Below are 18,388 nucleotides of genomic sequence, written 5' to 3' on the forward strand. Positions count from 1 at the left end.
ACCCGACAGGCGCGACGCTTTCTTCATCAGGGGCCTCTCGCTGACGAGCTTCCGGGCGGAAGACGGGGAAAACACACGTCTTCAACATGATAGCCCGGGCCAGGCCCGACCAAGCTGAAGGCCAAGTCGCCGAACAGGCGCTAAGGAAGAACCGAACGGTTTCTTAAAAATGAGAGATTTCAAGGGTATGAAGCGCCAGCGCGGGCGCAATCGGGGTGGTGGCGGCGGCGGCGGCGGAAAGCCTCAGCAGCACAACGCCAACCGGGCTTTCGATTCGAACGGCCCCGACGGCGTCAAGGTGCGCGGCAACGCCCAGCACGTCTTCGAGAAGTACCAGCAGCTCGCCCGCGACGCGACGTCGTCCGGCGACCGGGTGCTCGCCGAGAACTATCTGCAGCACGCAGAGCACTATTTCCGCCTGATCCGGGCGACCCAGCCGAACCGTCCCGCCAGCGAAATCATCGGCCGGGACCAGTTCGCCTCGGGCTACGACATCGACTTCGAGGACGAGAGCGGCCTGCAGCAAGCGATGGCCGCCGACGAGGCCGCCGCCGAGACTAGCGAAGCGCGGGAGGATGGCGAAGCCCGCGACCAGAACCAGAACCGGGATCGCGACCAGAACCGCAACCGTGACCGCGATCGCGACCGGGGCGAGTGGCAGGGCCGAGACCGTGACGATCGGCCCCGCGATCGGGACCGGGATCGCGGCGACGGCAACCGCTGGCGCGACCGCGACGACCGGCCCCGCGATGATCGCCCGCGCGACCGGGACGACCGTCCTCGGGATCGAGACCGCGATCGCAATCGCAACCGCGACGACCGGCCGCGCGCCGAGGGCGAAGACCGTCCGCGTGACGACCGCCCGCCCCGCGAAGATCGCGGCCCGCGTGAGGACCGTCCCCGCTTCGAACGCAACCGCGACCGCGACGACCGCCCCGAGCGTGACCCGCTGGCCGTGGTGCAGCCGCAGGGCGATGCTCCGCAACCCGAGGCCCCTGCCCCGGTCCCGTCGCTGCGCGACGACGCCGGCGAACACAGCAACGTCCCGGCGTTCCTGCGCCCCACCCGCCCCGTGAAGGTGGTCGAAGCCGCCACGACCGAGGAAGAGAAGCCCAAGCCCCGCCGCCGCCGCGCCCCGCGCAGCTTCGAAGGCGGCGAAGGCGCCCCGGCTCCGGCGGAGTCGGAGGAGTAGTTTCCTTCTCCCCTTGCGGGAGAAGGTGTCGCCCGCAGGGTGACGGATGAGGGGTCGCCCGGCATGTCCGGCGGCCCCTTCTTCGTTTGGGTGGAGCGGTCGGCGCGACCCCTCATCCGTCAGGCTTCGCCTGCCACCTTCTCCCGCAAGGGGAGAAGGGCTCCGGACTTAGTCCGACCGCTTCAGCAGCGCCGCGAGTTCGTCCTGCCAGAGCGCGGCCGCCGTGTGGGTGCCATGGCCGCGGGTCTTCTCGCTGGCCGGGATCAGCACGAACCTGCCCGTCTTCAGCCGCTTGGCCTCGCGCTCGGCAATGCCGAGCTCCGGCGGGTTGATGAAGTCGTCGGCCGAGTTGATCCAGGTCATCGGCGCCGTGATCTTTTCCAGGTCCTTCGACGGGTCGTAAGTGCGCGAGGCGTCGAGCTGGTAGATGAGGTCGTTGGCGTCGATCGGCGCCATGCGCCGCGCCAACTCGGGCCCGATCCAGTCGTCGACCGCCTGGCGCGTCGGCAGTTGGTTCTGCATCGGCAGCGGCGAGGCGCCCACCAGGATGAGCAGGTCCTGGGCGGTGCGCAGCCCCTGTTGCGGCTGGGCCGCGTAGTCGCCGCCGTTCCAGGCCGGATCGGCCTTCACCGCCTCGATCGCCATCTTGCGCCACAGCCGGTTGCGGCCGGCGATCTCGACCGGCAGGCAGGCCAGCGGCATGAAGGCCTTCGACGACTGCGGCCAGGCCTCGGCCCACATGAAACCGTGCATGCAGCCCATGGACGTACCCATCAGGAGTCGCAGCTTGTCGACCTTGAGCCCGTCGCTCACCAGGGCGTGGTGGGCCGCGATCATGTCGGCGTAGTCGTACTTCGGGAACTTCATCCGAAGGCCGTTCGAGGGCTTCGACGATCCGCCGTGACCGATCCCGTCGGGCAGGATGATGAAGTACTTCGCGGGGTCCAGCAGGCCGCCCGGCGTGAACAGCACGTCGGCGAATTGGGGCGCCAGGAACTGCCGGCCCGTGCCGCCGGTGCCGTGCAGGACCAGGACGGCGTTGGTCACCTTGCCGGCCGCGTCGGTCCTGGGCGTGCCCAGGGTGTAGTAGTGCAGCTTCAGCTCCGGCAGGGTCTCGCCGCTGCCGAACTTGAAGTCCTTGATGACGTAGTCGTGCGCCGCCGGTTCGGGCGCGGCCAGGGCGCCTCCGAGCGAGACCAGCGCCGCCACGGCGCCCACGAGCGCCCTGCCCCAACCCTTACGCATGCGAACTCCCCAGACTGCGCGACCGCAGTCTAGGGAGCCGGGATCAGAACCGATACCCCACGCCCATCCGGAAGCTGCGACCCGGCAGGGGGGCGACGTCCTTGAGGAACGAGGCATGCTCGCGGGCCTCGATGTTGGTGAGGTTGTGGGCGTCGACGAAGACCTTGAAGTCGGGCTTGTCGGCGACCGGCCGCAGCACGAGCGAGGCGTTCAGCATGGTGTAGCCGTCGGTCGGCAGCTCGAAGTCGGCCACGCGGTCCTGCTGGCCGACGGTGTGCACCTCGACGGTACCGGTCCACCAGCCGCCCTCGTAGACGCCGCGGCCGGTCAGCGACCAGGGCGGGATGCGCGCGGCGGGGCCGAAGTCGGTCTGGCCGTGGACGTAGTCGCCGGCGGCCTCCAGGCGGAAGCTCTTTTCGCCCGAGCGCCAGGGGGTGAAGTCGACCTCGGCCTCGGTCCCGTAGAACTTGGCCCCGCCCTGCACGAAGTTAAAGATCGGGAAGCCAGAGTCCGGGTCGGTGACGCCGGTCGGGACCAGGTCGATGAAGTTGTCGTAGTCGGCGTAGAAGCCGTGCAGGTCGAGGGTCCAGGCGGCGTTGCTGTAGTGGATCGTGGTGTCGAGCGAGTACGAGACTTCCTTGTCGAGGCTGGGGTCGCCGACCTCGAAGGCGCCGGTGGCCGGGTGGGCGCCGAAGGACGACAGCTCCTCCTCGGTCAGGCCGCGGCTGGTGCGCGACAGCGAGGCGCCCAGGAACCAGCCTTCGGCCGGCCGGGCGAAGACGCCGACGGACCCCGAGAGGTTGGTGAAGTCGCGGTCCGCGCGGATGTTCTTGATCGAACGGGTGTCGACACGGACGCCGCCTTCGATCCCCCAGCTGTCCTTGTCGAGGCGCTGCAGGGTGAAGACGCCCAGTTCGTCGATCTTGGTGGCCGGGATCAGCGCCTCGTCGCCGATGGCGTCGAAGGTGCGGTGCAGGCCCTGGAAGCCGACGGCGCCCTGCCAGCCGCCGCGATCCGGCTGCACCAGTTCGACGCGGCCTTCGTAGCCCTTGGAGAGGAAGGTCGTCCCCGGCTCCTCGCCCTCGAACTCGGTGTGCTTGTAGTCTGAATAGCCGCCCGCGAACTTGATGCTGTCGAACGGGCCGAAGCCGAAGTTCAGGCCGCCGCGCGCGTCGATGCGCGTCTGCTTCAGGCCGATGTGGACGTCTTCCTCCGCGGCGCTGCCGTAGCTGCTGTCCGTGTGCTTGATGGCCACGCCGCCCCAGCCTTGCTCGCCGGCGTAGGAAAGGCCGGCGCCATAGGCGTCGAGGTCGACGAAGGTGTTGGGCACCTTGGTGTTCGAGCGCGACGGCGTCGGCAGGCCCAGTTCGGCGGCCAGTTCCTTCGACATCGGGTCGACGGGGATTTCATAGTCCTCGCTGCGCCGGTGCGTCCCGTCCAGGGTGACGCTGAAACCATTGCCGACGCCCGCCGACAGGGCCCCGGACACGGCCTTGCCCTCGTCGCCGGTGCTATACGATCCCAGCAGGCGGCCGTGGACGCCCTCGACGTACTTCGACGGGATCCGGCTATCGATGATGTTGACGATGCCGCCGATCGCCGAGCCGCCGTAGGCCAGGGCGGAGGGTCCGCGCAGCACCTCGATCCGCTCGGCTTCCTGCGGGTCGCTGGCCACCTGGTGGTCGGGCGACAGGCCCGAGGCGTCGATCATGCCCACGCCGTTGGTCAGCACCTGGACGCGAGGACCGGACAGGCCACGGATCACCGGGCGGCTGGCGCCCGGGCCGAAGAACGACGAGCGCACGCCCGGCAGGTTGGCCAGCACATCGCCCAGGCCGGCGGACGGCGCCAGGTCCAGCGCTTCGCGCTTCACGACGTTGACGCTGGTGGTGGTCGAGTCGAGCGACACCACATAGGGCGCGGCGGTGACGACCACCTCTTCCAGGTCCTTGCCACCGCCGGCGTCGTCGGCCGCATAGGCGGGGGGAGCGAGCAGCGCGAGAACGCCGGCGGCGGCAAAGAAGGAGACGCGGGACATGAGGACGCCTTTTTAGGGAGGCTACGCTTGAACGACGGCGGTACTGTTATGAAATAACATAACCGTTCGTCAAGCGCGTTGCCGCCTGGCGCTGAACCGGGTTAGCTGAGGGCCATGGCCGACGCCTGTCATCATCACGGGGAGCACGACCACCACGGGCTGCACGGCGCCGCGCTGGGCCGCGCCTTGGCGGACGCCGAGCTACGCTGCGCCGAAACGCAGGAGCGGCTGACCGCCCCACGCCGCCGGGTGCTGGAGTTGCTGCTGGCGGCCGACGCGCCGCTGAAGGCCTACGACCTGATCGCGGCCTATGGCGAGGCGGGCGAACCCGCGAAGCCGCCGACCGTCTATCGCGCGCTCGAGTTTCTGGAGCGCCTGGGCTTCGCGCACCGGATCGAAAGCCTGAACGCCTATGTGCCCTGCCGCATCGAGGGCGGGCACATGGCCGCCTTCCTGATCTGCGACTGCTGCGGCGAGGCGGCCGAGTTCGAACCCGACTTCGGCGCGACGCTGACGGCCTCACGCGAGGCGGGCTACGAGGTGCGGCAGGTCACGCTGGAAGCCCGCGGCCTTTGCGCGGGCTGCCGGCAGCACTGAAGACAGCGCCGCCGGCTTCCGCGTCCTAGTACCAGAACACGTCGCGGACGACCTGGACGATGCGGCCGCTGAACTCGTCGATCAGCAGGGCGTCAGGGCCCGAGCGCACCCATTCGTAACCAGGGGGCGGCAGGGGCAGGTCGTACTGCCACGGGTCGACGATGTAGTAGCCCGGGCCGTACCAGCTGCGGGGGAAGAACTCCCCGAAGCTCCAGGTGCGCAGGTAGAAGCCGGTGGGCGCACGCCAGGCGTAGCGATAGCGGTGCGAGCTGAAGTAGGACGACGGGTAGCGGCCCCGCTCCCAGCGGCGATGGTCGTCCCGGCGGCCCCAGTCGCGGCGGTCGTTGTCGCCACGCCGATCCCAGTCGCGCCGGTCATGATCGTTCCGGCCGTTCCAGTCGCGCCGGTCGTTGTCCCGGCGGCCATCGTTGCGCCCCCAGTCCCGGCGATCGCCGTCACCGCGGCCGTTCCAGTCGCGGCGGCCATCCCCGTCGCGCCGCCCGTCGCGGACGCCGTCGCCCCGCGGGCCGTCGCCGCGGAAGCGCGGACGCTCGGCCTGGGGCGCGGGCTGGGCGCGGGGCGCGTCCGGCGCACGCACTGCTTCAGGCGCAGCGACGCCGCGACCGCGCCATTCCTGTTGCGGCCGGCCGCCGGCCGAGCGGTCACCCTGCGCCTGGTCGCGCCTTTCGAGGCGCTCCTGACGCATAGCGCCGCGATCGCCGCGATCCCCGCGTTCGCCCCGCTCCTGCGCCATCGCGGGCGCCGCCTGAGCCACAAGCACGGCGGCCAGAGCCGCCATCGCCATCTTCATCTGGTTCATCCAATGCTGGGCCGCAGAGAGCGACCCGATAGTCCCTTGAACATAAGCATCGGACGGCGCGGCTGAACCGGGGTTGAACGGAGATGGTCCCTGCGCCAAGTCAAGGCGCTTGAAGGAGAGGCCCGTGGTCGCGACCCCCAACGACATCCTGGGATTCTGGAAGAACGCCGGGCCCGCGCAGTGGTACGCGGCGAAGCCCGCCTTCGACGAGGCGATCCGGCTGAAGTTCGAGCCGGTCCACCATGCGGCGGCGCGGGGCGAATACGACAAGTGGGCCGAGACGCCGGAGGGCGCGCTGGCGCTGCTGATCCTGCTCGACCAGTTCCCGCGCAACCTCTACCGCAAGTCGGGGCACGCCTTCGCCACCGACCCGAAGGCCCGCGCCATCGCGCGCGCCGCCACCGAAAAGGGCTGGCACCTTCAGCTCGAACCCGAGCTGCGCCAATTCATGGTGCTGCCGTTCGAGCACTCGGAGGACATCGCCGACCAGGACCTGAGCATCGCCCTGGCCGAGGAACTCGACGACGCGGAGATGCTGAAGTGGGCGGTGATCCACCGCGACATCATCGTCCGGTTCGGACGCTTCCCGCACCGCAACCCGGCGCTGGGGCGCACGACCACCGCCGAGGAACAGACGTTCCTCGACGACGGCGGCTTCGCGGGCTGAGAACCCTAGTCTGGCTTGGAGGACTCGACCTTGGCGTCGTCCTTGCTGCGCTCGACGGCCTTGGTCACGCAGACCTTGCGCGGCATGCGCGAGCCACTGGGCGTGGTGGTGTAGCAGGTCTTCGCCGGCCCCTCGTCCTCGGCCTTGGCCGACTTGGCGGGCTTTTCGGCAGCGGCAGGCTCACCGGCCTGCGTCGTCTCGGGCGCGGCGAACAGGGCCAGCGCCGCGATGGCGGAAATCAGCATACGGATCTCATCCTACATAAAAACTGTAGGCGGGGTTCTTAATGGCCGTTAACGGACCGGCCAAGCCGCGAATCGACGAACGGTCACACCGTGACCGGAAGGCGCCTGTGGATGAGGCGGGCTTTCACGTGATCGTCGATTTCCGAATCACTCTCGCCGGGTGACCTTCGACGCCGAATGAACGCCCACGTCGCCATCGCCGCCCCCTATGCCGCCGACCCGGACCACCCCGAGCGGCAATATCTCGCGCTGCTGGAAGACATCCTGGCGAACGGGGTCGAGCGCGGCGACCGCACCGGCACCGGCACGCTGGGCGTGTTCGGCCGCCAGATGCGGTTCGACCTCGCCAAGGGCTTCCCGCTCCTCACCACCAAGAAGCTGCACCGCAAGTCGATCATCGTGGAGCTGCTGTGGTTCCTGCGCGGCGAGACCAATGTCCGCTGGCTGCAGGAGCGCGGCGTCAGCATCTGGGACGAATGGGCCGACGCCGAGGGCGAGCTCGGCCCGGTCTACGGCAAGCAGTGGCGCTCCTGGACCGCGCCCGACGGGCGGGTGGTCGACCAGATCGTGAACCTGGTCGAAAGCCTGAAAACGAACCCGAACAGCCGCCGCCACATCGTCTCGGCCTGGAACCCGGCCGAGGTCGAGGACATGGCGCTGCCGCCCTGCCACTGCCTGTTCCAGTTCTTCGTGGCGCCAGATGGAAACGGGGGCGGAAAGCTGAGCTGCCAGCTCTACCAGCGCTCGGCCGATGTCTTCCTGGGCGTACCGTTCAACATCGCCAGCTACGCCCTGCTGACGATGATGGTGGCCAAGGTGTGCGGGCTGCAGCCCGGCGAATTCGTGCATACCCTGGGCGACGCGCACCTCTACCTGAACCACCGGGACCAGGCGCGCATACAACTGTCACGTGACCCGCGTCCCCTGCCGGTCATGCATATCGCCGACAAGAGCGACCTGTTCGCGTTCGAGTTCGAGGATTTCAGGCTCGAGGGCTACAGCGCGCACCCCTCCATCCCAGCCCCGATCGCGGTCTAGCGCCATGAAGCCTGCCCTGACCCTCAGAGAGGTTTCGGAATCGGCGGCTGAGATCTCGGACATCTATGCCGGCAAGTTCGGTATCGCCCGGGACGACGACTGGTACCTGCTGAAGCTCCAGGAGGAGCTGGGCGAACTCGCTCAGGCCCACCTGCGACTATCGAGTCGCGGCCGGGGCGACGCCAACGAACACGACCGCGCCGACGAGGCGGCCGATTTGCTGTGCCAGGTGCTGCTCTACTGCCGCCGGTTCGGCATCGACCCTGACGCGGCCGTGCGCCGCAAATGGCTCCAGTGGCTGGAGTCGGCGGCCTGAGTACGGCGAGAACGGAGCGTCGCGCGACCTCCGCAATGGCCCGCTGGCTTGCCGGACGGCGTCGCGGGCTCAACATCTTCGCGCTCGGCACCTTGATATTCGTCCTGTCGAACTTCGGCTTACGAGCGGTCGAGCAGAGCGACTCTCCACTTGTGCTGCCGCTGCTCATTTGTTTTGCCCTGGGGGCCTTCGTCGCGGTGGTGGGCCTTCTGGTCGCGCTCTTAGGCTGGGTATTCTCAAACGGTCCAGCAACGTGGTTCCGGCGCTGGTCGATGCACCGCCGGATACGCCGCCTATCCTACGATACGCGGCTGACCTTGCTGATTGCTGCGACCAGCCGCGGCGGCCGCATCCCCCTTCCCTCCGGATCGGCGGAAGCAGCGCGACTGGTGAACGCAGGATATCTAGAGATCGCATTCGAGCGTCCGCACGCGACGATCTTCCGCGTGCCCCCAGAGTTGATGGCCGACCTTCGCCCGGAAGAATTTTTGGGCCTGCGCCGCAGAGACCACGAAAAGCGAAACAAGCGCATCGAGGCGCTCATAGAACAGGGGACCACGCAACTCGCCGACAACCTGCCGACTGCACGCATTTGCGCGGGTCCTGCGGCAGCGACCAAGGCGGCCGATGCTTGGCGGGTGGCGCGGCTGCCCTGGACGCTCGAGCCCTCCTACGAGATCGTCGAACGAGAAACCCGCGGTCGACCGGTCATCATGGATCGGCGCACCTGGGACAGCTTGCCCGAGAGGCCGCTACCGGATCGACTGAACGTGGTCGTGACGCGGAGCGAGCGCGACTTCGACTGGGTCATGATGGAGGAGGGCGAGGCGGCGGAGACGCTAAGCGACGCACTCCTCCTCGCGCGAGAGCACATTGCTGGGACCGAGATCGACACAGTCCATGTCATAGGCGGCCCAGTCCTCCTCCGATCCGCGCTGAAAGACTGCGAGCTTATCCATCTCACCCAGGCTGAGGGGCGAGAGGCAGCGCTTACGCCCCCATTCGCTCCTCCGAGGTGGCACGAAATATCGTGCGAGGTCGCGCCAGCAGTGGGCGGCCAGCCTGCGATCGTTCACCGCGTCCTGTCGCGCTTGCACGAGCAGGCGTCCGGCGAGGTCTAGGACGCCCTACTTTCTGACGAACGCGCACAGCTTCGCCCCGTCCGGGTCGCGGACGTAGGCGGCATAGAACACTGGGTCCATGCCCTCGCGCACGCCGGGAGGGCCTTCGCAGGTTCCGCCATTGGCCAGGGCCGCGGCATGGAAGGCGTCCACGGCGGCGCGGTCGCGGGTGCGGAAGGCCAGCATGGTCCCGTTGCCCCCCGTGGCCACGCCCCGGTCGAACGGTCGGGTGAGGAAGAACGGCGCGGGGTCCCCCTCGCGCGCGTATCCGGTCCAGGTGGGGCTTGTGGTGGTGCGCTGGGCGCCGAGCGGCGCGAAGACCGCGTCATAGAAGCAGACCGCGCGATCCATGTCGTTCACCCCGACCGCCGTGTAGGCGATCATTCCGGCGTCCTCCCCTTTTGCCGGCATCCAAAGCGGGACGCGATGTCGGCGCAAGTTCTACCTCCTCACCCGTAGGGGGAGGGGGCCATGCGCAGCATGGTGGAGGGGGCCTCACCGGAAGCGCCGAGCTTGTGGCGTTCCCCCTCCACCGTCCTTCGGCCGGTCCCCCTCCCCCTACGGGTGAGGAGAGTTGGCCGTCGCTCGCATAGCCATCGGCGCCACCTTCGGGCGTCCCTCCCCCGCCTTTTCGCCGGGGCGCAGGAACAGCCGGGTGATGGAGGGCTGGGCCTCCTGGATCCGTGCGCTGAGCTCGCTGGCCGCGTCCTCGACGCCGCCGCCGGGCAGGTCGTCGTCGAAGTCGATGGTGACGCCGACCAGGATCTCCTCCGGCCCCAGGTGGAGGCTAAGCACCTCGATCACCTGCACCACGCGCGGATCGGCCTCCAGGATGGCGCGCACGTCACCGACGATCTCAGGCGAGGCGGCCTCGCCGGTGAGCAGGCTGCGGGTCTCGTTGGCCATGAAGATCGCGATCAGGGTCAGAAGCATCCCGATGCCGATGGACGCGACGCCGTCGGCCCAATGGAGGCCCAGCAGCGCCGAGGCGGCCACGCCGGCCAGGGCCATCAACAGGCCGATCAGGGCGCCCGCGTCCTCGAGCAGGACGGCGAAGAGGCTGGGGTCCTTGCTGGACTTGATGGAGCTCAGGAACCGCCCTCGCCCGCCATGCCGGCGACGGTGTTCGCGGAAAGCCACCAGGAAGGATCCGCCCTCGAACCCGATGGCGAGGCCCAGGACCAGGAAGTTGATCCACGCACTTTCCAGGGGTTCGGGCTGGGCCACCCGCAGGAACCCCTCATAGATGGAGAAGGCGCCGCCCAGGGCGAAGATCAGCAGGGCCACCACGAAGGACCAGAAGTAGAGCTCCATGCCGTGGCCGAACGGATGGCCCTCGTCCGGTGGGCGGCTTGCGCGCTTGAGGCCCAGCAGCAGCAGGCCTTGGTTGCCGGTGTCGGCCAGCGAGTGCACCGCCTCGGTCAGCATGGCCGAGCTGCCGGTGAAGGTGAACGCCACGAACTTGCTGACCGCGATGGCCATGTTGCCGCCGGCCGCGGCATAGATCGCCAGCTTGGAGTCTCCCGCCATGAGGCCACAACGACCAAGGCGGCGTTTGGTGACAGGCGCCGGCGCAAGCTAAGAACCAGTCATGCCTCAGATCGTGCTCGCCGCCGGACCCATCGCCCGCGCCAGGAACGGCGTGATCGGCCGCGGCGGGACCCTGCCATGGCGGCTGAAGTCGGATCTGGCGATCTTCCGCGCCGTGACCATGGGCAAGCCGGTGATCATGGGCCGCAAGACCTGGGAGAGCCTGCCCAAGAAGCCGTTGGTGGGACGCACCAACATCGTGCTGAGCAAGGACGGCTCGTTCGAGCCGACGGGCGCCGTGGTCTGCGAGGACTTCTCGGAAGCGGTGTCCATCGCCCGCGAGCAGGCCGAGGAGGACGGCGCCAGCGAAGTCTGCGTGATCGGCGGCGCCTCGCTGTTCGAACTGGCGCTGCAGAAGGCCCGGCGGATCTACCTCAGCGAGGTGGACGCCGAGGTGGAGGGCGACGTGGTGCTGTCGCCCATCGACGAGAGCAAGTGGACCGAGGTGCGGTCCGAGCGGCACGAGGCCTCGGACGTGGACGAGTATCCCTTCACCGTGCGGGTGCTGGAGCGGCGCTAGACGAAAAGCGGCCCGGGACGGCGCGCGCCCCGGGCCAGGAGGACCACCTTCGCGCTCAGAAGGCGAAGGTCAGGGAAGCGCCGTAGGTGCGGGGTTGGCCGGGGAAGCGGACGACGACGTTCGCGTTCGAGCTCACCGCGCTCCAGTAGTAGGTGTTGGTCAGGTTGCGGACCCAGAGCTGGGCGCGCCAGCGATCGTCCAGCGCGTGGACGCCGACGCTGGCGTTGACCAGGCCGTAGTCCTTGATCGTGAACTTCGGATCGCCTTCCAGATCGGCGTGGCTGTCGTCCTGCCACCGGGCGTTCAGCGCCACTTGCAGACCGAGGTCGGACGTGAGCTCGCGGTTGTAGAGCGCGGTGACGGCCCCCGAACGCTTGGGGCTGTAGAGGAACGGCGCGCCGTCGAAGTTCTGCGGCTGCCCGGCCGCGTTGATGCCCACATAGCCCTGGACCTCGGTGTGTAGCAGGGTTGCCGAAGCGATCAGCGTGAACTCGGGCGTGAGGCGCCAGGTCACCTCGCCATCGACGCCATAGGCTTCGCTGTCCGGCACGTTCTGCAGGCGCGAGAGCGCGGTGTAGATCGGGTCGGCGAAATAGACGCTGAGCTGCTTGTCCTTGTAGTCGTAGTAGAAGCCGCTGACGTTCACCTGCATCCGGCGGTTCAGCAGGCCGGCCTTGAGACCCAGTTCGTAGGCGGTCAGCAGTTCCTGCTTCGCCGGCGCGTTCTGGGTGGAGATGTTGGCCGCGTTGATCGGCGTGGCGCCGGCCTTGGCGCCCCGCGAGATCGAGCCGAACAGCAGCACGTTCTCCATCGGGGTCCAGTCCAGGGCCACCCGCCAGGCGACGTTGTTCTCGTTCAGGTCGGACGCTACCGGCCCGAACGTCTTCGTGGCCGGGTCGAAGGTGACGCAGCCGCCCTGGCTGATCGGGGCCACCAGCGCGCCGTAGGTCTGGAAGAACAGCGCCCGGTTCACGACGTTGACGTTCGGCAGCATGCTGCCCTGGAAATCGCGCGAGCAGCCGACGTAGTCCTGGCGGTCCTCAGTGTAGCGGATGCCGCCGGTGACCTTCAGCGTCTCCGTGATCCGGTAATCAGCGTTGGCGAACAGGCTCCAGGTCTTGGTCTCGATGTCGCCGCGGTCGACGTAGGTTCGGAAGGCTTGGGACATCTGGGCGGCGGTGAAGCCGCCGGTGTTGAACGGGGTGGCCAGAAGGCCGGCTCCGGCGAAACGGATCAGCCCGACGTTCGAGTTCTGGCCCAGCAGCGTGCGGTTGGAATCGACGATCTCGTCGCGGGCGACGTATCCGCCGACGAGCCAGTTGGTCTTCTCGGTCGAGCCCTCGATCCGCAGCTCCTCCGAGATCGACTCGATGTCGCCGCGCCCCTGTTGGTGCAGGATCTCATAGGGCGCGCCGCTCCAGTCGAAGAGCGCGCGACGCTTCAGGTCCTGGTAGCCGGTCAGCGAGACGATCCGCATGTCGTCGTTGAGGTCGTAGGCGACGCGCAGCTTCAGCCCGACAAACTCGTTGTTCTCGCGCAGCGGGCCGGCGAGGCCCGCGCCGATGCCGATATCGGCGCTGCGGGCGGCCCGCGGCGCCCAGTCCGCCTGGCTGGCCTTCGTCGGCGGGTTGGCGGCGATGTAATCCTTCAGGCCGGGGGCCAGGAAGGGGCTGTTGGCCGTGGCGGGGGTGAAGCCGATACCCTGGGCAGCCACGGTGTCGGACTGGTTCTTCCAATAGCTGACCGAGGCGTCGACGGTCAGCCGATCGCTGGGCTCAAACCGCAGCGCGCCGCGCACGCCCCAGCGGTCGACCTCGCCCAGGCGCTCACCACGGCTGTTGGAGACCTGCCAGCCCTTGTCGCTGTTCTCGGAGCGGAAGGCGAAGCGGCCGGTGAGGCCCGGCGCGATCTGGCCGTTGATGAAGCCGTCGAGGTTGTAGGTCTTGTAGTTGCCGGCCTCGGCGGTGATCTGGGCCTTGAACTCGTCGGTGGGCTTGTTGGTGACGAAGTCGATCAGGCCCGCGGTCGTGTTGCGGCCGTAGAGGGTACCCTGCGGTCCCTTCAGCACCTCAACCCGCTCCAGGTCGAAGATCGGGCCGGTGTTCATGAACGGATAGGCGTAGGCGACCTCGTCCGTGTAGGTGCCGACGGTCGAGGTTGCCGACAGGTTGATCGTGTTGAAGCCGATGCCGCGCAACGTGTAAGTCGGCACGCCCTGATAGCTCTGCGAGACCGTGAACGAGGGCGCAAAGGCCGAGAGGTCCTTGGCGTCGGTCACGTGGAGCTGTTCCAGCACCTCGCCGCGCACGGCCTGGATGCCCATGGCGACGGCGTTGGCGCTCTCCTCGCGCCGCTGCGCCGTAACGACGATAGCGTCGACCATGGCCGGTTCGGCCGGGGCCGTCTGGGCCAGGGCCGGCGCGCCGGTCAGCACGGCGGCGGCCGAGACACTGGCCGCGAGAAGGCAGCGCCGAGCATGGGCGTGAAGCATCGATATCCCTCCGTGGGCCGCCGCCTGCAATGGACGTGCGGCCTCGCGCCCGCGGGTGAAGATCCCGCAGGCTGTTGTTCTGCCTTCGCGCAAACAGCGCCTGGGCTGAGGGGCGATAACTGTGCAGTTCGCCTGCCGACGACAAGCTAGCGGAACTGATAGGGCAAGTATCGGCGGGGCCTGTCCGTGGCCGAAACCACACGAACTCTTACCTCGGGGAAGCAGGGACGTTCAGGGTCAGGTCAATATTTGCGAGGCGGCGTCGAACGCGATTCCCCCTTCACCTTCCCCGGCGGCGGCCCCCTATAGTCGGCCAAAATCACAGGCCGGGAGAGATGACGCCATGGAGATCGAGGAAGTCTGCGACGGGCTGGAGTTTCCGGAAGGGCCGATCGCCATGGCCGACGGCTCGGTGATCCTCACCGAGATCAAGGGCCAGCGGCTGACGCGCGTGAAGCCCGACGGAAGCAAGGAGACGGTGGTTGACACCGGCGGCGGCCCGAACGGCGCGGCCATCGGCCCGGACGGCGCGATCTGGATCACCAACAACGGCGGCAGCTTCGAATGGCTAGACCAGGGCGGGCTGACCATCCCCGGCCCGACGCCGCCCAGCCACACTGGCGGCTACATCCAGCGCTTCGACCTGAGGAGTGGCAAGCTGGAGACGGTCTACGACAGCTGCGACGGCAAGCGGCTGGTGGGTCCGAACGACATCGTGTTCGACAAGTCCGGCGGCTTCTGGTTCTCGGACCACGGCTGCTCCACGCCCGACGGCCGCAAGAACGGCGCGCTGCACTACGCCAAGACGGACGGCAGCCACATCAGCCAACAGCGCGGCCACCTGATCTCGCCGAACGGCGTGGGCCTGTCGCCCGACGAGAAGACGGTCTACCTGGCCGACACCATGCTGGGCCGCCTCTGGGCCTTCCCGGTGGCCGAGACCGGCGTGCTGGCCCCACCGAACGGCTTCGCGCCCGGGAACATCGTCTGCAACCTGCCGGGCTACCAGTTGCTGGACAGCCTGGCGGTGGAAGCCGACGGCAAGGTCTGCGTGGCGACCATCATCAACGGAGGCATCACGGCCTTCAGCCCGAACGGGACCACCGAGCACTATCCGTTCCCGGACCTGGTCGTGACCAACATCTGCTTCGGCGGGCCGGACATGAAGACCGCCTGGGTGACCGCCTCGGCGACCGGCAAGCTCTACAAGGCCAAGTGGCCGCGGGCAGGGTTGAAGCTGAACTTCAACGCTTAGCTGTCGCTCCTCCCCCGTCGCGCAGACGGCGGGGGAGGTGGATCGGCGCGGAACGCGGCGAGACGGAGGGTGCGCAAGGCCCCAGGCTCCGGGACGGAGGCCTTGCGCCCCCTCCGCCACTTCGTTGTCCCCCTCCCCCGTCCTCTTCGGGACGGGGAGGAGCGATGCCTAGTACAGCTTCGCCATGGCGCTGCGGTCGAAGGCCGTGAGCTCGCCGTGGCGGCCTTCGCGGATCTTCACGACCCACTCGGGGTCCTGCAGCAGGGCGCGGCCGACGGCGACCATGTCGAAGTCGCCCCGGTCGAGCATGCGCTCCAGCTTCTCGATCGAGGCCGGCTGCGACCCCTCGCCGGCGAACGCGGCGATGAATTCGCCGGACAGGCCCACCGAGCCCACGGTGATGGTCGGCACGCCGGTGACCTTCTTGGCCCAGCCGGCGAAGTTGAGGTCGCTGCCCTCGAACTCCGGTTCCCAGAAGCGGCGCTGCGAGCAGTGGATGACGTCGGCGCCGGCTTCGACGAGGGCTCCCAGCCAGGCTTCGAGCGCCTTGGGGTCCTTGGCCAGCTTCACCTCGTAGTCTTGTTGCTTCCACTGGCTGACGCGGATGATCACCGGATAGTCCGGGCCGACCGCCTTGCGGACAGCGCGCAGGATGTCGGCGGCGAAGCGGGCTCGGCCCGGCAGATCCTTGGAGCCATACGCGTCCTCGCGGACGTTGGTCCCCTCCCAGAAGAACTGGTCGATCAGATAGCCATGTGCGCCGTGCAGCTCGATGGCGTCGAAGCCCAGGCGCTTGGCCTCGGCGGCGGCCTCGGCGAAGGCGCGGATGGCGTCGGCGACCTCGGCGTCGGTCATGGGCTCGCCGAACTTCTTCTCGGGCCGCGAGAGGCCCGAGGGGCTATCGTAGGGTCCGGGCGGGCTCCAGTCCTCGCTGCGGGTCTTCACCGCCCCGACGTGCCAGAGTTGGGGCGCGATCAGGCCCCGGGCCGCGTGGACCTCGGAGACCACCTTGCCCCAGGCGGCCAGTTCCTTGTCGCCGTGGAAGCGCGGGATGTTGGGGTCGTTGAGCGAAGCCGGCCGGTCGACGCCGGTGCCCTCGGTGACGATCAGGCCCACCTGGTTCTCGGCGCGCCGGCGGTAGTAGGCCGCCACCTCGTCGGTCGCCACGCCGCCCGGCGAGAACGAGCGCGTCATCGGCGCCATGACGACGCGGTTGGGCAGCGTCAGCCCCTTGAACGTGAAGGGCGTGAAGAGAACATCAGAGGCCATCGGGTTTCCTGTGGCGGCAAATTCAAACGAATGTTTAGCCCAACGCCGTCGTCGCGCCATGCAGAAAAGCTGCTAGCGCCCCGGCCCCAGCAGCGCCTCTCGCCGGGCCAGGCTCTCGGCCGGCCACTCCTTGGCCATGTCGTAGTAGATGTCGAACACGCGCGCCCCTTCGGGGAAGCGCACCCAGGGCAGCTTCGAGCGGGTGAAGATGTGCACGTCGGGCGGAAGCGCCGCCCGGTCGTCCAGCGTGGTGGCGCGCAGGAAGCTGAGCACCTTGCGGTCGCCGTAGTCCGACTTGATCGTCGTGCCGCATGCCGGGCAACGGTAGACGATGTGCGGGCGGCCGCTGTCCGTGGGCATAGCGGTCGGGACCAGTTCGCCCGACAGCAGCTCGACCCGGTCGGTCTCGATCAGGGCGTTGACGACGAAGGCGCTGCCGACTTGCCGCTGGCAGTCGCTGCAGTGGCAGCAATGCACGAACATCGGCCCGGAGGTCAGCCGGTACCGCACCGGGCCGCACGCGCATCCCCCTTGCAACTCGCTCATGCTCCCTCCCGTCTGGCCTCACGCATTTTTCAGCTTTGAAAAGTTGACGCCAGCGTCACCTTTCTTGACTCCGCCTTTCCCGAGGGTCATCGTCCGCGTGACCGAATGCGGGCTGCAGACCCGCCGCCAGGAGGTAACCCATGGACGACGCCTCGATCGACGTGAAGCGAGCGGCCCGAGACGCCGCCTATGCCATGCCGCTGGAGCTGATCAATCCGGCCGACCCGGAGCTCTTCCGCACCGACACCATGTGGCCCTACTTCGAGCGCCTGCGGAAGGAAGACCCCGTCCACTACACAGCCGACTCGGGCTTCGAGGACGTGGGCGGTTACTGGTCGGTGACCAAGTACAACGACATCATGGCGGTGGACACGAACCATCAGGTGTTTTCGTCCGAACCCACCATCGTGCTGCCCGACCCGGCCGAAGACTTCACGCTGCCCATGTTCATCGCCATGGACCAGCCGAAGCACGACGTTCAACGCAAGACCGTCAGCCCCATCGTCGCCGGCCCCAACCTGGCCAAGATGGAGCCGGTGATCCGCGAGCGCGCGGCGGCGATCCTGGACAGCCTGCCGATCGGCGAGGAGTTCGACTGGGTGGACAAGGTGTCCATCGAGCTGACCACCATGACGCTGGCGACGCTGTTCGACTTCCCCTGGGAAGACCGCCGTAAACTGACCCGCTGGTCCGACGTGGCCACGGCGTCGCCCGACAGCGGCCTGTTCAGCTCCACCGATCCCGAGATCGCCGAGCAGGAGCGCCGCCAGGAGCTGTTCGAGTGCGTGGACTACTTCATGCGGCTCTGGAACGAGCGCGTGAACGCCCCGCCGAAGCCGGACCTGATCTCGATGCTGGCCCACGGCGAGTCCACGCGGAACATGGACCGCATGGAATACCTCGGGAACCTGATCCTGCTGATCGTGGGCGGCAACGACACCACGCGGAACACGATCACCGGGTCGATCCTGGCGCTCAGCCAGAACCCCGACCAGGAACGGATCCTGCGCGCCGATCCGGCCACGATGATCCCGAACATGGTCTCCGAGACCATCCGCTGGCAGACGCCGCTGGCCTACATGCGCCGCACGGCCCTGCAGGACTTCGACCTGGGCGGCAAGACCATCAAGAAGGGCGACAAGGTCGCCATGTGGTACGTCTCGGGCAATCGCGACGAAGAGGTCATCGAGCGACCCAACGACTACTGGATCGAGCGGCCGCGGGTGCGCCAGCACCTGTCGTTCGGCTTCGGCATCCACCGCTGCGTGGGCAACCGCCTGGCCGAGCTCCAGCTCAAGATCATCTGGGAAGAAATCCTCGCCCGCTTCCCGCGGATCGAGGTGGTGGGTCCGCCGAAGCGGGTCTTCTCGTCCTTCGTGAAGGGTTACGAACACCTGCCGGTGATCATCCCGACCCGGAACTGAGCCTCGGGCGGAGC

At 68.2% G+C, this 18,388-nt stretch carries 18 protein-coding genes; 9 read left to right on the forward strand and 9 right to left on the reverse strand.

All coding sequences use genetic code 11. The features are described 5' to 3' along the window. Nucleotides 1-169: 169 nt before the first annotated feature. On the forward strand, nucleotides 170-1,192 hold the full coding sequence (locus tag ACODSY_RS10180) for a DUF4167 domain-containing protein (RefSeq protein ID WP_488951613.1): 1,023 nt from the start codon (nucleotides 170-172) through the stop codon (nucleotides 1,190-1,192). A gap of 168 nt (nucleotides 1,193-1,360) precedes the next feature. On the opposite strand, the gene ACODSY_RS10185 is transcribed toward ACODSY_RS10180, so the two are convergent. Then, on the reverse strand, nucleotides 1,361-2,437 hold the full coding sequence (locus ACODSY_RS10185; RefSeq protein WP_488951614.1) for an alpha/beta fold hydrolase: 1,077 nt from the start codon (nucleotides 2,435-2,437) through the stop codon (nucleotides 1,361-1,363). 43 nt (nucleotides 2,438-2,480) lie between these two features. Further along, nucleotides 2,481-4,475 carry a TonB-dependent receptor gene (locus tag ACODSY_RS10190; protein WP_488951615.1) on the reverse strand — a complete coding sequence of 665 codons (1,995 nt, stop codon included), beginning with the start codon at nucleotides 4,473-4,475 and terminating at the stop codon, nucleotides 2,481-2,483. Between the two features lie 114 nt (nucleotides 4,476-4,589). Here ACODSY_RS10190 and ACODSY_RS10195 point away from each other — a divergent pair, with 114 nt between their 5' ends. Further along, entirely contained in the window at nucleotides 4,590-5,072 is a 483-nt protein-coding gene (locus tag ACODSY_RS10195) for a Fur family transcriptional regulator (protein ID WP_488951616.1), read from the forward strand. 25 nt (nucleotides 5,073-5,097) lie between these two features. Here ACODSY_RS10195 and ACODSY_RS10200 read toward each other — a convergent pair whose 3' ends face one another. Continuing rightward, entirely contained in the window at nucleotides 5,098-5,883 is a 786-nt protein-coding gene (locus tag ACODSY_RS10200; RefSeq protein WP_488951617.1) for an RcnB family protein, read from the reverse strand. Between the two features lie 133 nt (nucleotides 5,884-6,016). Between ACODSY_RS10200 and ACODSY_RS10205 the strand changes: the two genes are divergently transcribed. Continuing rightward, complete coding sequence (locus ACODSY_RS10205) at nucleotides 6,017-6,559, forward strand: DUF924 family protein (RefSeq protein WP_488951618.1); 543 nt, start codon at nucleotides 6,017-6,019, stop codon at nucleotides 6,557-6,559. 5 nt (nucleotides 6,560-6,564) lie between these two features. Here ACODSY_RS10205 and ACODSY_RS10210 read toward each other — a convergent pair whose 3' ends face one another. Then, on the reverse strand, nucleotides 6,565-6,804 hold the full coding sequence (locus tag ACODSY_RS10210; RefSeq protein WP_488951619.1) for a hypothetical protein: 240 nt from the start codon (nucleotides 6,802-6,804) through the stop codon (nucleotides 6,565-6,567). 177 nt (nucleotides 6,805-6,981) lie between these two features. On the opposite strand from ACODSY_RS10210, the gene ACODSY_RS10215 reads away from it, so the two are divergent. From ACODSY_RS10215 to ACODSY_RS10225, 3 genes are read left to right on the forward strand one after another with little or no spacing between them, the layout of a single operon-like run. Further along, a complete protein-coding gene (locus ACODSY_RS10215) occupies nucleotides 6,982-7,842 on the forward strand; it encodes a thymidylate synthase (protein ID WP_488951620.1) in 861 nt (286 codons plus the stop codon). A gap of 4 nt (nucleotides 7,843-7,846) precedes the next feature. Beyond that, nucleotides 7,847-8,158 (forward strand): pyrophosphohydrolase domain-containing protein, encoded by a 312-nt coding sequence (locus tag ACODSY_RS10220; RefSeq protein ID WP_488951621.1) that lies wholly within the window; start codon nucleotides 7,847-7,849, stop codon nucleotides 8,156-8,158. Between the two features lie 35 nt (nucleotides 8,159-8,193). Further along, on the forward strand, nucleotides 8,194-9,279 hold the full coding sequence (locus ACODSY_RS10225; RefSeq protein ID WP_488951622.1) for a dihydrofolate reductase: 1,086 nt from the start codon (nucleotides 8,194-8,196) through the stop codon (nucleotides 9,277-9,279). Nucleotides 9,280-9,285: 6 nt separating this feature from the next. Here the strand turns inward: ACODSY_RS10225 and ACODSY_RS10230 are convergent, their stop codons facing one another. After that, the gene (locus ACODSY_RS10230) at nucleotides 9,286-9,663 is read right to left on the reverse strand and encodes a VOC family protein (RefSeq protein ID WP_488951623.1); all 378 of its coding nucleotides are present in this window, start codon (nucleotides 9,661-9,663) and stop codon (nucleotides 9,286-9,288) included. A gap of 174 nt (nucleotides 9,664-9,837) precedes the next feature. Beyond that, nucleotides 9,838-10,809 carry a cation diffusion facilitator family transporter gene (locus tag ACODSY_RS10235; RefSeq protein ID WP_488951624.1) on the reverse strand — a complete coding sequence of 324 codons (972 nt, stop codon included), beginning with the start codon at nucleotides 10,807-10,809 and terminating at the stop codon, nucleotides 9,838-9,840. 61 nt (nucleotides 10,810-10,870) lie between these two features. Here ACODSY_RS10235 and ACODSY_RS10240 point away from each other — a divergent pair, with 61 nt between their 5' ends. Beyond that, nucleotides 10,871-11,389, forward strand: a complete 519-nt coding sequence (locus tag ACODSY_RS10240; RefSeq protein ID WP_488951625.1) for a dihydrofolate reductase — start codon at nucleotides 10,871-10,873, stop codon at nucleotides 11,387-11,389. A gap of 55 nt (nucleotides 11,390-11,444) precedes the next feature. Here the strand turns inward: ACODSY_RS10240 and ACODSY_RS10245 are convergent, their stop codons facing one another. After that, nucleotides 11,445-13,880: a TonB-dependent receptor gene (locus ACODSY_RS10245; protein WP_488951626.1), complete on the reverse strand. Its 2,436-nt coding sequence runs from the start codon at nucleotides 13,878-13,880 to the stop codon at nucleotides 11,445-11,447. A gap of 343 nt (nucleotides 13,881-14,223) precedes the next feature. On the opposite strand from ACODSY_RS10245, the gene ACODSY_RS10250 reads away from it, so the two are divergent. Then, on the forward strand, nucleotides 14,224-15,135 hold the full coding sequence (locus ACODSY_RS10250; RefSeq protein ID WP_488951627.1) for an SMP-30/gluconolactonase/LRE family protein: 912 nt from the start codon (nucleotides 14,224-14,226) through the stop codon (nucleotides 15,133-15,135). Between the two features lie 168 nt (nucleotides 15,136-15,303). Here the strand turns inward: ACODSY_RS10250 and ACODSY_RS10255 are convergent, their stop codons facing one another. Further along, nucleotides 15,304-16,404: an NADH:flavin oxidoreductase gene (locus ACODSY_RS10255; protein WP_488951628.1), complete on the reverse strand. Its 1,101-nt coding sequence runs from the start codon at nucleotides 16,402-16,404 to the stop codon at nucleotides 15,304-15,306. Between the two features lie 72 nt (nucleotides 16,405-16,476). Continuing rightward, the gene (locus tag ACODSY_RS10260; protein ID WP_488951629.1) at nucleotides 16,477-16,950 is read right to left on the reverse strand and encodes a GFA family protein; all 474 of its coding nucleotides are present in this window, start codon (nucleotides 16,948-16,950) and stop codon (nucleotides 16,477-16,479) included. Nucleotides 16,951-17,090: 140 nt separating this feature from the next. Here ACODSY_RS10260 and ACODSY_RS10265 point away from each other — a divergent pair, with 140 nt between their 5' ends. Next, nucleotides 17,091-18,374 carry a cytochrome P450 gene (locus tag ACODSY_RS10265; protein WP_488951630.1) on the forward strand — a complete coding sequence of 428 codons (1,284 nt, stop codon included), beginning with the start codon at nucleotides 17,091-17,093 and terminating at the stop codon, nucleotides 18,372-18,374. Nucleotides 18,375-18,388: the final 14 nt, after the last annotated feature.

The sequence above is a fragment of the Phenylobacterium sp. FG114 genome, from assembly GCF_057809855.1.

Coding starts and splice junctions, on each gene's coding strand:
- ACODSY_RS10180 (WP_488951613.1), top strand. CDS start 170: ATGAGAGATTTCAAGGGTATGAAGCGCCAGCGCGGGCGCAATCGGGGT.
- ACODSY_RS10185 (WP_488951614.1), bottom strand. CDS start 2,437: ATGCGTAAGGGTTGGGGCAGGGCGCTCGTGGGCGCCGTGGCGGCGCTG.
- ACODSY_RS10190 (WP_488951615.1), bottom strand. CDS start 4,475: ATGTCCCGCGTCTCCTTCTTTGCCGCCGCCGGCGTTCTCGCGCTGCTC.
- ACODSY_RS10195 (WP_488951616.1), top strand. CDS start 4,590: ATGGCCGACGCCTGTCATCATCACGGGGAGCACGACCACCACGGGCTG.
- ACODSY_RS10200 (WP_488951617.1), bottom strand. CDS start 5,883: ATGAAGATGGCGATGGCGGCTCTGGCCGCCGTGCTTGTGGCTCAGGCG.
- ACODSY_RS10210 (WP_488951619.1), bottom strand. CDS start 6,804: ATGCTGATTTCCGCCATCGCGGCGCTGGCCCTGTTCGCCGCGCCCGAG.
- ACODSY_RS10215 (WP_488951620.1), top strand. CDS start 6,982: ATGAACGCCCACGTCGCCATCGCCGCCCCCTATGCCGCCGACCCGGAC.
- ACODSY_RS10220 (WP_488951621.1), top strand. CDS start 7,847: ATGAAGCCTGCCCTGACCCTCAGAGAGGTTTCGGAATCGGCGGCTGAG.
- ACODSY_RS10225 (WP_488951622.1), top strand. CDS start 8,194: ATGGCCCGCTGGCTTGCCGGACGGCGTCGCGGGCTCAACATCTTCGCG.
- ACODSY_RS10230 (WP_488951623.1), bottom strand. CDS start 9,663: ATGATCGCCTACACGGCGGTCGGGGTGAACGACATGGATCGCGCGGTC.
- ACODSY_RS10235 (WP_488951624.1), bottom strand. CDS start 10,809: ATGGCGGGAGACTCCAAGCTGGCGATCTATGCCGCGGCCGGCGGCAAC.
- ACODSY_RS10240 (WP_488951625.1), top strand. CDS start 10,871: ATGCCTCAGATCGTGCTCGCCGCCGGACCCATCGCCCGCGCCAGGAAC.
- ACODSY_RS10245 (WP_488951626.1), bottom strand. CDS start 13,880: ATGCTTCACGCCCATGCTCGGCGCTGCCTTCTCGCGGCCAGTGTCTCG.
- ACODSY_RS10250 (WP_488951627.1), top strand. CDS start 14,224: ATGGAGATCGAGGAAGTCTGCGACGGGCTGGAGTTTCCGGAAGGGCCG.
- ACODSY_RS10255 (WP_488951628.1), bottom strand. CDS start 16,404: ATGGCCTCTGATGTTCTCTTCACGCCCTTCACGTTCAAGGGGCTGACG.
- ACODSY_RS10260 (WP_488951629.1), bottom strand. CDS start 16,950: ATGAGCGAGTTGCAAGGGGGATGCGCGTGCGGCCCGGTGCGGTACCGG.
- ACODSY_RS10265 (WP_488951630.1), top strand. CDS start 17,091: ATGGACGACGCCTCGATCGACGTGAAGCGAGCGGCCCGAGACGCCGCC.